Genomic DNA, 15162 nt, shown 5'->3' on the forward strand with positions numbered 1-15162 from the left:
ATATGGAGACAACATAAAAAATAGAGAAATCCGAATTTGAATTCATTCAAATTCGGATTTCTCACTAATTGAAGCTAGTTATGTCCCAGCCTCTTTTTTTTATCAAACGATAATTTTGTAAGCGTATACACTTTTCGCATAGTTTTTTTCTTTTAACTATTGAATTGCTAGTGAAAACAATGTATAGTGAAGTGATTTGTCTGACGTCTGACTAACTACATATTTTCAGTTTTAAGATCTATAGCTGTTATTCAAGTTTCAATAATGGAACATAATGAGTGAAAGGATTTGTAGTTTCGGATATCGAACGCGCAAAAATTATCAATATATTTATGGAGGAACTCATGAGATACTTAATATCCTTTTGTGGATTGTTACTTGTTTTTGGTTTAGCTCTGTTAATGAGTAAAAACAAAAAAGAAATAAAATATAAAAACATAATTATTATGCTAATCATCCAATTTGTATTTGCAGCTATACTGCTAAATACAAAGGTTGGTTATGTTCTAATCAAAGGATTTACGAAAGTATTTGATCATTTATTGTCTTACGCAAGTACGGGCATAACTTTTGTTTTTGGTGGTTTAGCAAATGAAGGGGAGTATTCCTTCTTCCTAAATGTGTTATTACCTATTGTTTTTATATCTGTATTGATAGGGATCCTACAGCATTTTAAAATTCTTCCTCTCATCATGAAAGGGATAGGTTTACTTTTAAGTAAAGTAAGTGGTATGGGGAAATTGGAATCCTATAATGCTGTTGCTTCTGCAATGGTAGGCCAATCTGAAGTATTCATTACTGTTAAAAAACAATTAGATAAGATTAGTCCACAGCGAATGTATACATTATGCGCATCAGCAATGTCGACTGTTTCTATGTCAGTTGTTGGAGCATATATGACGATGATTGAACCAAAATATGTTGTAACGGCGATTGTCTTGAACTTGTTTGGCGGTTTTATTATTGTTTCAATCATTAATCCGTATACAGTAGAAGCAAGCGAAGATATTTTAAAGATAGATGAACAAAAGCAATCGTTCTTCCAAATGCTTGGAGAATATATCATGGATGGGTTTAAAGTAGCCATCATTGTTGGCGCTATGCTGATCGGTTTCGTAGCATTAATGGATTTAATCAATTCACTATTTGATATGATTTTCGGTATATCCTTCCAAGATATTTTAGGTTATATCTTTGCACCAATTGCTTTCTTAATGGGGGTACCTTGGGCAGATGCTATAACTGCTGGTGGAATTATGGCAACAAAATTAGTAACGAATGAATTTGTTGCAATGATAAGCCTTGGAGAAGTAGCTAAGTCTATGAGTGCGCATACACTGGCTATTATTTCAGTCTTTCTTGTATCCTTTGCAAACTTTTCATCTATCGGTATTATTGCCGGAGCAGTAAAAGGTTTGAATGAAAAGCAAGGGAATGTAGTTGCTCGTTTTGGCTTAAAGTTGTTGTATGGAGCTACACTTGTTAGTATCTTAACGGCTACAATTGTTGGTTTGGTTATTTAATTTATAAAAAAGAAGCAGTTGACTGCACTCTATCTATTGGAGTGCAGTTTTTTTATGATTAAAATTCGTACACAGACACTTTTACATTAGTACATATAAAAAAGCCACTTTATTTAAGTGACTTAAAAAACGACAAAGACCACCTTGATTAAGATAGTTTTTTTGTTGAAGTATTGGTTGTACCTTTTTTAACAAAATGAATAAATATGAGTAGCATTAGTTGAAATAGTACAACAAATAAAAATACAATACCCAAAATAATAAATGAGACCATTCTAACTTCAGGAGTTTGCACTACCCCTGCATAATCAACTTCTCTTACTCCAATAAATATGGCCCCAGCAGCAAAAATGAATAGCCATACAATGTTTAAAGCCCACCATATTTTCATACTCAAAAATAAACACCTTCTTCTATTCGTAATTGTATATGGTTCACCACCATAACTTAGGGTTGATCTCCTTTTGGACGAGATGACCATTGTGCCACTTTGGGGGAAACAGGATGTTGGACACGAAGGAGTCACCCTTGGAACGTAGAACAATGAGCATTCTAAAAGCAATACGCTCTTTCATAAATGTCATCCCAACTTCTGGTGATGAATCTTAATGCTCCAATTAATGTTTTTTAATTGTAACACTTTTCCTTTTTACTGGAAACAAACTTTAGGCGGTGCCACTTCTCAGCCTTAAGACTGATTAAATGAACAAAAAAGTACACAACCAATATTTGTTATCTTTTTTAAACTTTTGGGAAGTAATAACGTAATATAGACATTAATGAAAACGTGGAAGTCTTAGTTGCTACAGGAAGAAAGAAAACAGGAGTTAATATAAGGGTAATAGTGGTTCACTGAACAAATTGAATTAAGGAAACGCTATTTAGAACTGGAGTTGCAAGGTGAAATAGATACGTATGTGTAACGGTAGCGTACCCGCAAGCTTCATTCAAAGTGAGGCAAGCAGGGGAGACAGGAAACACATAAGGCGCATATCAATCCTCCCTGACATAAACAACATTTCTCCATTCAAAAAAGCGCCAGTTAACCGTAGTTAACTAACGCCTTTTCATTATTGTTAAGAAGGTTTTATTTCTTTTCCTTCTTTATCTTTGAATTTGCCGACAATAATCATAATTAAATCGATCAATGCCCAGATACCTAGTCCGCCCAAAGTTATAATCATTAAAATACCAGTACCAATTTTACCTACGTAGAAGCGATGTATTCCTAGGCCACCTAAAAAGAAACATAGTAAAATCATTACTATATAGTTTTTTTCAGAAGTTTGTTGTTGCATTTTTATCAATCACCTTTCTTTTATGTAGTAATAATTAACTATATTTCCATTCAAAAGTCTATCATTCTTTTATGTTTTTCTCTACTTGAAATAAGTGCCAACCATAGTTAACCAAAGGATTATTCGTTACTGTTTATTAAGGTGGATTTTATAACCTTATTAGGGGGTGATTTTGCCGATGAAAATCATAAAAAAATGATTAATACCCAGGTACCCAAGCCTCTTAAAATTGCAATCATTAATATAAAGAACGGAGAATTAAATAAAGGGTGGTAGAGTCAAATGAAAGAGAAAAAGGAGGATGGGATGGGAACTATGAATCAAGAAACAAGTCCTTTTACTAGGCTAATGGAGGTAAAAGAGGCATATAGTATTAGGTGAGCATCTTAATGATGGATTTTAATAAAATGAAAAAAGTAAATATGTTTCATAATAGATTTGCTTTTTCTTTTGTAAATATAGCTATCGTGATTAGATATAAACCATAGAGCAAAACTGTAGAATGTTTATTTCCCCCAACAATTCCCTTGTTTTTTCCCACAACAAAAAATCCCCCCATAGTTTTCACTATGAGAGAAATGCTTCAAAGCCCTGAGGCCATATGATTAAATTAAAAAGCCGCGTATGCCGTAGTTATTATAGAAAGTTTTAAACCACCACTCCTCAAAGTGGGTGTTCGCAGAAGCTTTCCTGCTTATCCTCATGCACCTTAGTGTGAGGCCCGTCATTCCAACTCCAATAATAAAACTCCCTTTTACAGCTTAAAGGTTAAAACTTAATATTATACGAACAATGCAGCCTTTAAGGATATAATAAGGCATGTTAAACAAACTTGCAAGTAAGATGGTTTGTACAAAAAAGTCAATGGGCGAGTGTCCCAAATCATGAATATCCAGAATGAAATATCTCCAAAAGCATAAAACAGATTCAAATATTTTTCACAAATACGAACAAAAAATGCGAACATCCTTTACTTAATAGGGCGAAGTATGTAAAGATAAGAGAATATATAGGGTTTACCTTCATTCAGTAGAAGGCTACACATCTCAACAGGTGGTGAGATGAATGCAGTTTTGATTACCTTTCAGTGGGTATCCAAATCCCTACTGAATGAAGATAAAGCCTCCGGCGGATGTCATGGATTTTCAAAGGAATGAATTTTGCGGGCACAATTCAAAATCCAGACGCAATTACGCCAAGGCGAAATTGATCTAGGAGCAAAAAAGTAAAAGGAGGAAGCGGAAATGGCAGCTTATCCAAATTGTCCAAAATGTAATTCTGAATACACATATGAGGATGGAACAAACTTTGTATGTCCAGAATGTGCGCATGAGTGGGGCACTGATGTAACGGAGCAGGAGACAGATACGTTAATCGTAAAGGATGCTCATGGCAATCTACTTGCAGACGGTGATTCCGTTACAGTTATTAAGGATTTAAAGGTTAAGGGTAGTTCTTCAACGCTAAAAATTGGGACAAAGGTGAAAAGCATTCGTCTCGTTGAAGGCGATCACAATATTGATTGTAAAATCGATGGCTTTGGTGCAATGAAATTAAAGTCAGAGTTCGTTAAAAAAGCATAATTACTGAAAAAAGAGTCGTGTAATGAGGCGTCCCAATCTCGGAAATGATGTTGGGTGGCTATTCAAAACTGACTCTTTTTTTATTTCTGGATAAAAGGAAGTTGCCTCAATATATTGAGACAACTTCTTTCTGCTGGTGTAACATTATTTTGTAAACCTACGAAATAGAATAGCAAAGGCAGAACCGAATAGTGCAAAAATAGTATGTAAAATGGCTATGAAGCTAGCTCCAATCAACAGTGTCCCAATTTCTGTTAAGGAGTAGTGGGTGACGTAGAGAGAATTATTGATATTGTTAACAATAGCCCATACGAAAACAGGTATAAAGCTGATAGCAAAAACAATCCAAATATTTCTGTAAAAGAAATAAGTAAGACAGCCGAAAATCGCGTAAGATATAGCAAAGCTTGTTTGATTGCCAAGTAAGGAAGAGTTAATGGCAAACATAAAGGATAGTACGATAAAAACAAGGTGGAAAAACGTGAGCGTTCTTTTCATTAATAAATGATAGCCAAGTATTTGCTTTGAAGTAGCGAGCTGCTGACAATGCTCACAAGTAGCTAAATGTTGTTCGACGAATTCTACAGTAGTTGCTTGGAGCGCTTGTTTTTTATACAAAGGCCATAAATCCTCTACAATTGAACATTCCTGTGACAAAAGCTTCCCTCCAATCGATCTCCTTCTATTATACGACTTTTTAACTTCTTTCAGCAGATGAATGCGGGTTTAAGTTAATTTTCAGCGGGTGTCCAAACATCTGTACCTGTCGCTACGCTTTCGGTACAAAAAACATCCGCTGAAAGAAGTTAATGCCTCCGGCGGATGTCACGGAATCGAAAAGGCGTTCACATAGGATGTTAGCCTAAAATCATCGCATCCATGCGATAACGGCTAACTGACCTGCCTCACGCAGGCCTAGGCACGAAGCAGATTCCAGACGCAATTATGCCAAGGCATAATTGATGAAAATAAAAAAAGCCTTCCGTGAGTTAATTCTTTCGGAAAACTTACATGCACCTTATTAATTTGATGTTAATACTTCATTGGTCAAAGCTTGAATATCAATATGTGTTTTTTCCTTCACAGCATCCTTCAGAATCTCAGTACGGAAATAGTGAACCGACGCTTCAAGAGGAATAGTTAAAATCTTGGAAAGGGCTGATTGATACATATGCACAAATTCTTTATCTGTGTTTCCACGTTTTAACTCAGCAAAGGCTTCGTAGAATTGGTCAAGCTTATCAGCAAACTCGAGTAGAAGACCTTCTATAGTTTTATCCTTACCTTCTTTCATGCGCTCAAAGAAGACAGCCTGAAACTCTTGTGGGATCTCATCAATAATAAATTTCTCCATCATTTTTTCTTCCACATGTGCAAGCATTTGTTTAAGCTCTGGGCTCGCATGCTTTACTGGAGTTTTAATATCACCGATAAATACTTCAGCAAAGTCGTGGTTAATGGTTTTTTCATACAATGATTTCCAATTGACCGTAGCTCCGTTCATTTCTTCAAGTGTGGCAAAGAACATCGCATACTGCGATACCTTCCAAGAGTGAGCAGCCACATTGTGCTCTTCAAATTTGAAGCGTCCAGGGCAACGAATAATACGCTCTAGATCATTAAGACTTGTAAAAAATTGATGAATTCCTATAAAAATCACTCCTTTTTGGTCTATATGTGCATGTTACTATAATCCATACCCTCTTTGTGCAAATTTCAAACAACTTAACAATGATTCATTTTGCGTTTACAAAGGATTCACAATTGACGATAAAGCACGCTTATGTTGGTGCTATAATGAGGGGGACTGATTAAAAGGGAGTATGCACCGTGATTTCAATTTATACACTTCTTCTTTACATACATATTTTAAGTGCCATTCTTTCGATTGGGCCTTTGTTCGTGGTTTTAACAATTGTTAAAAAAATGCGTACAGCATCCCATGTTGAAATGTCACCATATATTGAAGCTTTTAAAGGAGCAATTACGATCGTCAAGCATTCGGGGCATGTCCTTGTTGCATCCGGTATTTTATTAATGTGGCATGCGGGTTATCATTGGAGTACCTCGTGGATTGTTCTTACATTTCTTGTGATGTTAGCCTCCATTGTTTTTTTAGCAAGAGCGTTCAAACCGACTTTACAGACATATAATACACCTGCCTATGACCAGCAAAAATTTGCTTCATTGTTACATCGCAAAGCATGGATGTACATTTTGTTATTGCTAATTATGTTATGGCTAATGGTAGCAAAGCCTGTGCTTTGGTAAGAAGCTAGCTCATCACCAAAACGTGTGGTTGATTTCCGTTCTGACTGGGCGCTTTCCTGGGGGCGTCCGATGAGCCGCTTCGCTTCGCTGCAGGGTCTCGGGCCAACACGATGTTGGTCACGAAGGTGTTATCACAGGATGTGATGGTTTTAGCCTTCGTTCCTCTATCGCTTATCCCCAAGGAGTCGCCCAGTCTCCACTCCCATCAACCACTTCACATAGCAAATATCTTCTGGCATGACACTCTAATTTATAGTTATAAAACGATACTAAAGCAATTTTATGCAATAGCGTAGTGCTAACGTAGCGGCAGCAACAGATGTCTTAGAAAACGAAGCATTAGAATAACAGGCGTACAATTGCGTCACTGTAATAAGTCTTTTTTGTAGATTAAGGTGGGTAGCAATAGTGTTCACTTTTGAAATGAATAAAATTTATAAAAGTTCTACACTATTGCTGATTGGAGTGGAAGGCTACTCGACTCCCGTGGGAAAGCGAGACAGGCGAGACCCTGCACGGAGCGCAGCGGAGGAAGCGGCTCGACGCTCGCCCACAGGAAGCTCTGCGCGAAAGCGAAGCGTCAGCGGCAAAGCGAGTAGCCTGGAACGGAAATCACCCTCATTCAATGTGCCACAACATTCTCAAAGACCACCTATAATTTTGTTTTTCAACACTATGAAAAATCGCACTCCACAAAGGGTGCGATTTTTTTCATTATAGACTAAGCAAGCGTTTGAAATAGCTTTTGCGAATAAAAATATAACTAACGAAGAACAGGGCAAAGAAGCATAAAGAGCTCATCGTAGAGACTTGTAAAAATGCTGCTGAAACCATTGTTCGCATGGCAAATAATGTAGCGAATAACATCGTAATGGCTATCGCGAATGGTACAAATATAAGGATTGCCAGCTCTTTAGAAACTACAGTGAATAACTCTTTTTTAGATAGCCCAAGTTTTCGTATGCCTGCATACTTTTCTTTTTCCTGAAGAAGTGTCGTTTGTAAATAGAAGTAGAGGATACTCATAGCTGCACTTAAGAAAATCAAGCTCAACATAGAGCCGATAAAGAACATAACACTTTTTGTGAACATCTCTGCGTCATACAATTCGATTTTTGAAGTTACATAACGTTCATCATATATATGTGGGAAATCCTTAATAATTTTTTTCGCCAACTCTGTATGTGCCGTCCAATTGTCTAGCTCAAATAAATAGGCTTTGTAGACAGGATATTTGATGCTGTTATAAACTTTATCAGGCACAATAAAATACGTTTTCTGGAAACCTGTTGTTAATAGATTTTTTTCATTTACAGATATAAGCTTAAAGTGCTGTAGATATGTGTCATCACTTACATTAGTAATTGGCAAAGTTTTACGATTACCAGCAACTGCTATAAATTCATTTGTACCTAAGCTTTCTTTTTCAGTGTGTAACAAATTATAATCAGAAACTGACATATAACCAATTCTACGTTCTTCATTCGATTTAAATTCAATAAAAAATTTATGTGAATCCACTGTGGATAATTGTTTTTCAATACTTTCGATATCAGCTTCTACCATACTTGGATCAGCCTTAGGCGTGGCAATATACTGAACACTGTATGGATAATTCTCTTCACTATCCTTTTTAACATTGTAGTAAGAGCTAAATAAAATGCTTGTACTTAAAAACACACCGCTTAACAAGAGAGTGATTAAAAATAGTATATTTGCGTGTGATTTCATTTTTGCATTCAGATTGGAAGCCAGTAGCATATTCGTTTGTTTCATATAGGCTGACGATCTCTCAAAAGCCTTTAGGAGGAAGCGCATTCCTTGTGAGATGATTAAATAAATTGTACAAAGAAAACTCACGAAAAAAGCTACATAGAAAAGACTACCGACAATGTCATGATCTCTTTTTAAAAAATAACCTAAACCAATGGAAATCATAATACTAATGAATAATAAAAGATAATGTGGTTTTATTGACTTTTCGATGACAACATCACTTTTTAATAGTTGAATGGAAGCTTCTTTATTAATAAATCTTGTCATTACTTTTGAAATAACAACGAATAATACAAGGAATAAAGCAATCGTTAGCATGATTGCTTTCATAGGGAAATACATACCGAAAGTTTCTGCATTTAAAACAACTTTGGCACCCATTAAGAAGAGTGGCGAAATGACAAGCCCAAGAATGATTGCTGTAATAATCGCCAATACACCGATAAGAATATTTTCACGAAAAACGAGCGTACGAATTTGTTTCATGGATGCACCAGTAATCATAAAAATACCTAGTGTTTTTGTTTTCTTCTTTAAAAAGGCCATGATGGAATAGGCGATATAAATAAATGAAAACAAATAGATGAGCAAACTCGCTAACATTAATGCAAGGCCAAGTGTTGAGTCTGGATCTAAACTTGCAAGACTTGGATGAAATACAATGACCGTAAACAGAAAGAAAATAATAATAGAAAACATACTGCTAAGGAAATACGAAACATAGGTCCATTTATCACGTAAAATATTTTGGATAACGATATGATTAAAGCTCATGCTGTCCACCACCTAAAAAAGCAAGTGTGTCCATGATTTCCTGGTAAAATTGTTTACGATTATGACCACGATGAATTTCGTTATATAATTTACCATCCTTAATGAATATAATACGATTTGCGAAGCTTGCTACATAAGGATCATGTGTCACCATTAAAATGGAAGTTTTCAGTTCTGTATGAATAGAACTAAATAAATTCATGACATCATTTACTGCTTTTGAATCGAGATTTCCTGTAGGTTCATCTGCCAACAGTAAACTCGGTTCATGAATAACCGCACGAGCAATAGCTACACGTTGTTTTTGCCCACCGGAAATTTCATAAATTCGTTTTGAAAGAAGTTCTTCAATTCCTAGAAATTGAGATACATGTTTAAGTCGTTGCTGCATTTTATCGGCAGGTAAACTATCTAAGGTTAACGGTAATAAAATATTTTCTTTCACCGTTAATGTGTGTACAAGATTAAAATCTTGAAAAACAAAGCCTAATTCTGAGCGACGGAACTTTGCAAGCTCTTCATCATCTAATGAATATGGATTTCTGCCATTTATAAGAATTTCACCAACAGTAGGGCGATCGATAGTTGACACGCTATTTAAAAATGTAGTTTTCCCACTTCCAGAAGGCCCCATAACGGCTACGAATTCATTCTCACCAAGTTGAAAATCTATGCCATTCAATGCTTTATATGTGATTTCCCCGATATATTCTTTTTGCAGATTGGTCACTTGTAGGATTGAGTCTCCCATCTTTCAACAACTCCCTTACTTCGATTGAATAGCTTAAGTATAAAGAAGGAGCAGCATTTTACCTATTTGGTTAAATGACGTCAATATGACAAAGTTGTCATATTACGAGCTTACAATGATGATTTTTTTACGCTATTTGAAAAATCTATAGAAAAGGTAGCGACGCACTCATGGGACTGTAAAGTAAAAGGGTGCTCTAATTCAGTTAAAATCTTTTTCACTAAATACAAGCCTATACCTGTTGCCTCACCGCTCGTTCTACCTTTCACACCTGTATAAAACAAATCAAAGACACGTGAAATTTCATTCTCAGGAATCGTATCTCCATAGTTTTGAATGCGTAAAGTAGCTTCGTCATAAATAATTTGAATAGAACTTTCGGACTCACCGTATTTAATGGCGTTATTGATGATTTGATAAAGCACAATTTTTAACCATTTTCGATCTGAATAAATAATAGTATTTTCAACAAGCGTCACTTTTGGAAAAACTTCTTTGGCAATGAAATAATCCTTTAAATCGTTCACAACTTCCTTAATAAGATCTTTTAATGAGAGTGCTTCTATTTTTAAATCCGCCACAAGATTGGACGTACGTTCATAAGTTAGTAACTGATTAAGGGTAAACGTCAGTTTATCGCATTCTTGATTAATTGTTTGCAAATGCTCGGATTGGCTATTTGCATTCGATTGGATCATCAGTTGAATAACCGACAATGGCGTTTTCATTTGATGGGCAAAATGAGAAAGCACAAGCTGCTTTTCTTTTCCTTGCTCTTCTAAATGTTGTTGCTGTGTTAAGTATAGATATTGCATTTGCCGTAGTTTTTGGCTATAGGCTTGCTCAATCATAGCCTGTGGTTCATACAGATGGAGGTCATCGTTTGTTAATGTGCTGTTCTGTAAATGAACATAGAGCTTTTTTCTGCGATAATAACGTCCGATCAGCCAAATGGTAAATAGGAAGCTAACGAGAAAGATAAAATAAAGATAGTGTGAAGATAAATCATCTAATGAATGAATGATCCAAGGTAATAATAGAAAACTTACACAATAAAGAATGATGACACTTACATGATCTCGAAAGAACAGCTTCATTCTTCTGCCTCCACTAATTGATAACCAAGTCCGCGAATTGTTTTAATTTCTAGTCTAGATTGAATAGCCTCGAATTTTTTGCGTAATCGGCCAATATTAACAGATAAAGTGTTTTCTTCAACGAAGGATTCATCATCCCAAATGGCACTTAACAATTTTTGACGAGGAACAACATTAGGATAAGCTTCAAATAGTAATTTGCTAAGTTGCATTTCTTTTAACGTTAACAGGCTCTCGTGTTTCTCGGTGTAAAGGCGAACTGTATTGGAATTTAACGTTGTATTAGTAATTGATATTGAATTAGATTCGGAGGAAGCATATTCTCCGTATGTACGGCGAATAAGCCCATTCACTTTTGCCATAAACACATCTAGTGAGAAGGGCTTAGTAATAAAATCATCTGCACCATTTTCAATCCCATGCACTTGATCGATATCATTCACACGAGCAGATACAATGATAATCGGGCATTTGGATAGCTGACGGATTTTGCGCGACCAAAAGTATCCATCATAGGTTGGTAGGTTAATGTCCATAATAACGAGATGAGGTTGAATAGCTTGAAATTCTTCTACTACATGATTAAATTGTTGAACGGTATAGCATTCAAATTGATATTTTGATAAATGCTCCACAATAATCTTTGAAATATTGGGATCATCCTCTATTATGTATATTTTGTACATAGTATCGACCTTTCTTTATAGACTATCACTAAAAAGTGGGTATTTAGTTAAAATATACGAAGGTATATTGGTTGATTGGAGTGGAGACTGGGCGATTCCTTGGGGATTAGCGTCACAGATGAGGCCCTGGAGCGAGCGCAGCGAGTGAAGCGGCTCATCGGACGCCCCAAGGAAAGCGCCCAGTCGGAACGGAAATCAATCCTACGTTATGGTGAGCATCCTTCTTTATTTATATATTTTTAATGTACCCTGATTTTTAGAAATCCATTAATATTATTCATTGAATACAATAATTGTAACTTGAAACTATAAAAAAGAGCCACCACAAACCCTATTGGGAAGGTGATGACCTCTTTCATTTATTTTTTAGGAATATGGAAGGTGACAGTTGTTCCTTCATTTAATGTGCTTTTAATTTGTAACCTCTGTCCGTAAATCCTTTTAAGACGTAAATCTGTATTACGTAGACCTACGCCAGTGTTTGGCGAATTACTACTGGATTGTAGTTCATCTAATATATTTGGATCAATCCCAACGCCATCATCTACAACACTTACTGCTACATGATCCTGAAAATCCTTTATACGGATACAAACCGTACCGCCTTCTTCCTGTTTCAATACTCCATGACAAATTGCATTTTCGATTAAAGTTTGTAAGGAGATAGGGGGAATTTCAATATTAATATTGTCATCTAAATCCCATTCAATGTTTAGTAAGTTCCCAAAACGCTGCTGATTAATATAGAGATATGAGCGTACTAGTTCTAACTCATCCTTAAGTGGCACTACCCGCTGTAAATTCCTCACATCAAAGCTTGCATGTAGATACTCACCAAAATGATGCATTAAGTCAACCATTCGATCTGTATCGATTGTACTTAGTGATGCAATTGAATTTAATGTATTAAATAAAAAATGAGGCTGTATTTGGGCCTGAAGCCAAGCTGTTTCCAAATGCAGTCGTTGATTGATACTATATTTTAAATCGATTAAGGCTCTGCTCCTTACCTTTAACTCTAATGAATTAATAGGCTTCGTAACATAGTCATTTGCACCATGGGCGAAACCAGTATAGACATCCTCGGAATAACTACGAGCTGTTAGTAATAAGACAGGCAATTCAAGTAATGAGTAGTGTTCTCGAATACTTTCAATTAACGCATAGCCAGATATATATGGTAGCATCGCATCGATAATGACTAAATCCCAATCGTCTTGCTGTAGCACTTCTAATGCCTTTTCACTGCAAGTAACTGTAGTAACAGCATATTCTGGTGTTGCAAATAAACTTCGCATAATTGTTAAGTTTACCGGATCATCGTCGACCATTAAAATTTTAAATTGCTTTTCCATTGTCGGCGGGGAAATATGTTCTTCAATAGGAATATGTATGTCTTCTTCCTCTATATAGGATTGCTCCTCATTAAAGTCTCCTTCTGCTAATGGCAAAGTGAAATAGACATCTGATCCTTTGTTAGGAATAGAATGTATTTGCAAAGTTCCACCATGTAATTCGATGAGCTTCTTTGAAATTAATAAACCGAGACCAATTCCATCATTGTTGTCATTGCCTTGTTCGTAAGGGGAAAATAGACGACTTTGGATATCATCATCCATTCCTAACCCGGTGTCACGAATGTGGATGACAGCCATATTATTTTCTATATGGGCACTGATTTTTATAGATCCTGCACTCGTATATTTAATGGCGTTGTGTAGGAGATTAAAAAGAATTTGAATCAATCGATTTTCATCAACCATTACATTAGGGAATGCCCTAGGAATCGTTGAATTCATTTGAATCTGTTTTCCGCCTATTACAAAGCGTAACATGTCAAAAACACCATAAACTATACTTTGGATGCTAACGTTCTTTTTATGGAGATGTAAATTACCTTCCTTTAAACGAGTAAAATCTAGTATGTCATTTAACGTAAAGGACATGCTTCTCCCGATATCAATTAAATGCTTCAGGTTTTGTTTATCATCAGTCATAAGCTTATTGTTTGGATTATCATAAATGGACTGTCCTAATGTAATCATTTTATTCATGGGATCCCACAGCTTTTGTGAGCTACTGGATAAAAATTCATCCTTTAATGCATCATCCTTTTGTAATTTAGCAATCAATTGATTAATTTGCTCTTTATTTTCAAAAAAGCGTTTAAACCAATAACCCGAAAAACCGAGCATGACAAATAAATAATCGAACGGATACATGGGTATATCAAAAACATAGATGGATTTGATATACGCCCATACGATGCCATTCATTGCACCAAGGGCCGTCAATGCAATAAAAGCAGTGCTCTGTTTTTGATCTTCAAGATACTCTCTTAAAGCGAGTACTACTACAAATAAAAATGAAACGACATAAAGTATAAAGTAAAAAGGATTTATTGCGAATAACCAATCAATCGGTAAGACGACAGTGAAAAATGCTGAAAGGAAATAGAAAGCACAGAGCCACTGAAAGCATTTAGCATTATGATATGTGACTAGTAAAACACGCATAAATTGGATAAAGAAAAAAGAAGACCCGAGATAAATGATAGTAGATAGCTTAAATGACCATACATAATCGAGATGTAACCAAGTGATAATAGATTGGTCATATGAAATTAATTCATCTGCTAAAGGCAAAAGAAAACCTACTGTGAACAGTAAAACAATTGGCTTTGGATTAATAAAAAAGAACACAAGGGTGCTAAAAAGTGCGAACAATATGAGCGTTATCGAAATTGTTGCAAGAGATAGATCGTTAATCATTTGGTGATGAGCCATAGCAGAAGCAGAGCCAAATAAAACTCTTTTATCAATGTTGGAACTTACTGATGTATCAAAATTAGATACATGTAAAATTAAGTCAATTTCAGGCTGCTTATTTGTAAAGTAAAGAGTATAAGGAGCGGCTTGACCTTTATGACTATGTGAATCAGTAGCTACTTTCCCTGATTGTTCAACCAACTTCCCATTAATATATAATGCTGAAGCAGTCGACACTGCAGGAATCCGAACGGCATAACGATGATCTTCAGGAGCATCGTGATTGAGTAAGATTTTTAAACGGTATGTACCATATCGTTGTATCGTTGTCTTTGAATCTCGCATGGGAACCGTTCGGGTAGTTTGTTCAAATGATTGGGTATTAATGTTTAAGGGATCTATTAATGATCCGGGATAATAGAGCCATTCACCATCTAAGTTAAGAACTTCTTCGTCGGATAACTGCTGATCCCGTATATCAAATATACCTTCCTGGGCAATCGGTTGATTACTTGAAGGGAGAAAGTATGCTAGCCAAAGTAAACGAAGGGTAGTAAGCAATATGAAAATTAAAATAATGAAAAGTGAATGTCGTATAGTCGCTTTTTTCAATAGTGACATAAGAACCTCCAAAA

Annotated in this window: 12 protein-coding genes and 1 other RNA gene; 3 read left to right on the forward strand and 10 right to left on the reverse strand. The window is 35.7% G+C overall.

The genetic code is table 11. The annotated features are described in order from the left end of the window. Positions 1 to 344: 344 nt before the first annotated feature. On the forward strand, positions 345 to 1523 hold the full coding sequence (locus ABH966_RS23950) for a NupC/NupG family nucleoside CNT transporter (RefSeq protein WP_370082861.1): 1179 nt from the start codon (positions 345 to 347) through the stop codon (positions 1521 to 1523). A 148-nt stretch (positions 1524 to 1671) separates the two neighbouring features. Here ABH966_RS23950 and ABH966_RS23955 read toward each other — a convergent pair whose 3' ends face one another. The 3 genes from ABH966_RS23955 to ssrS all read right to left on the reverse strand — a co-directional run bounded on the left by ABH966_RS23955 (position 1672) and on the right by ssrS (position 3625). Then, positions 1672 to 1914: a DUF3923 family protein gene (locus tag ABH966_RS23955; protein WP_370082863.1), complete on the reverse strand. Its 243-nt coding sequence runs from the start codon at positions 1912 to 1914 to the stop codon at positions 1672 to 1674. A 685-nt stretch (positions 1915 to 2599) separates the two neighbouring features. Further along, positions 2600 to 2821 (reverse strand): TM2 domain-containing protein, encoded by a 222-nt coding sequence (locus tag ABH966_RS23960; protein WP_370082865.1) that lies wholly within the window; start codon positions 2819 to 2821, stop codon positions 2600 to 2602. Positions 2822 to 3432: 611 nt separating this feature from the next. Then, positions 3433 to 3625, reverse strand: a non-coding RNA gene (gene ssrS / locus ABH966_RS23965) — 6S RNA. Between the two features lie 440 nt (positions 3626 to 4065). On the opposite strand from ssrS, the gene ABH966_RS23970 reads away from it, so the two are divergent. Next, a complete protein-coding gene (locus tag ABH966_RS23970) occupies positions 4066 to 4404 on the forward strand; it encodes a zinc ribbon domain-containing protein YjdM (RefSeq protein ID WP_370082867.1) in 339 nt (112 codons plus the stop codon). A gap of 144 nt (positions 4405 to 4548) precedes the next feature. Here ABH966_RS23970 and ABH966_RS23975 read toward each other — a convergent pair whose 3' ends face one another. Beyond that, positions 4549 to 5061 carry a zf-HC2 domain-containing protein gene (locus ABH966_RS23975; protein WP_370082869.1) on the reverse strand — a complete coding sequence of 171 codons (513 nt, stop codon included), beginning with the start codon at positions 5059 to 5061 and terminating at the stop codon, positions 4549 to 4551. A 364-nt stretch (positions 5062 to 5425) separates the two neighbouring features. Continuing rightward, the gene (locus tag ABH966_RS23980; RefSeq protein WP_370082871.1) at positions 5426 to 6064 is read right to left on the reverse strand and encodes a YfbR-like 5'-deoxynucleotidase; all 639 of its coding nucleotides are present in this window, start codon (positions 6062 to 6064) and stop codon (positions 5426 to 5428) included. 170 nt (positions 6065 to 6234) lie between these two features. Here ABH966_RS23980 and ABH966_RS23985 point away from each other — a divergent pair, with 170 nt between their 5' ends. Then, positions 6235 to 6675, forward strand: a complete 441-nt coding sequence (locus ABH966_RS23985; RefSeq protein WP_370082873.1) for a hypothetical protein — start codon at positions 6235 to 6237, stop codon at positions 6673 to 6675. Between the two features lie 714 nt (positions 6676 to 7389). Here ABH966_RS23985 and ABH966_RS23990 read toward each other — a convergent pair. From ABH966_RS23990 to ABH966_RS24010, 5 genes are all read right to left on the reverse strand, one after another. Then, entirely contained in the window at positions 7390 to 9225 is a 1836-nt protein-coding gene (locus ABH966_RS23990) for an FtsX-like permease family protein (protein WP_370082875.1), read from the reverse strand. Continuing rightward, a complete protein-coding gene (locus ABH966_RS23995) occupies positions 9215 to 9976 on the reverse strand; it encodes an ABC transporter ATP-binding protein (RefSeq protein ID WP_370082877.1) in 762 nt (253 codons plus the stop codon). The genes ABH966_RS23990 and ABH966_RS23995 overlap by 11 nt, the downstream gene beginning before the upstream one ends. A 110-nt stretch (positions 9977 to 10086) precedes the next feature. Continuing rightward, positions 10087 to 11073: a sensor histidine kinase gene (locus ABH966_RS24000; protein WP_370082879.1), complete on the reverse strand. Its 987-nt coding sequence runs from the start codon at positions 11071 to 11073 to the stop codon at positions 10087 to 10089. After that, positions 11070 to 11759: a response regulator transcription factor gene (locus tag ABH966_RS24005; RefSeq protein WP_370082881.1), complete on the reverse strand. Its 690-nt coding sequence runs from the start codon at positions 11757 to 11759 to the stop codon at positions 11070 to 11072. Before ABH966_RS24005 ends, ABH966_RS24000 begins: the two co-directional genes overlap by 4 nt. Before the next feature lie 359 nt (positions 11760 to 12118). After that, positions 12119 to 15148: a hybrid sensor histidine kinase/response regulator gene (locus ABH966_RS24010; protein WP_370082883.1), complete on the reverse strand. Its 3030-nt coding sequence runs from the start codon at positions 15146 to 15148 to the stop codon at positions 12119 to 12121. Positions 15149 to 15162 lie beyond the last annotated feature (14 nt).

The organism is Lysinibacillus sp. RC46, from assembly GCF_041262385.1.
Classification (GTDB): domain Bacteria; phylum Bacillota; class Bacilli; order Bacillales_A; family Planococcaceae; genus Lysinibacillus.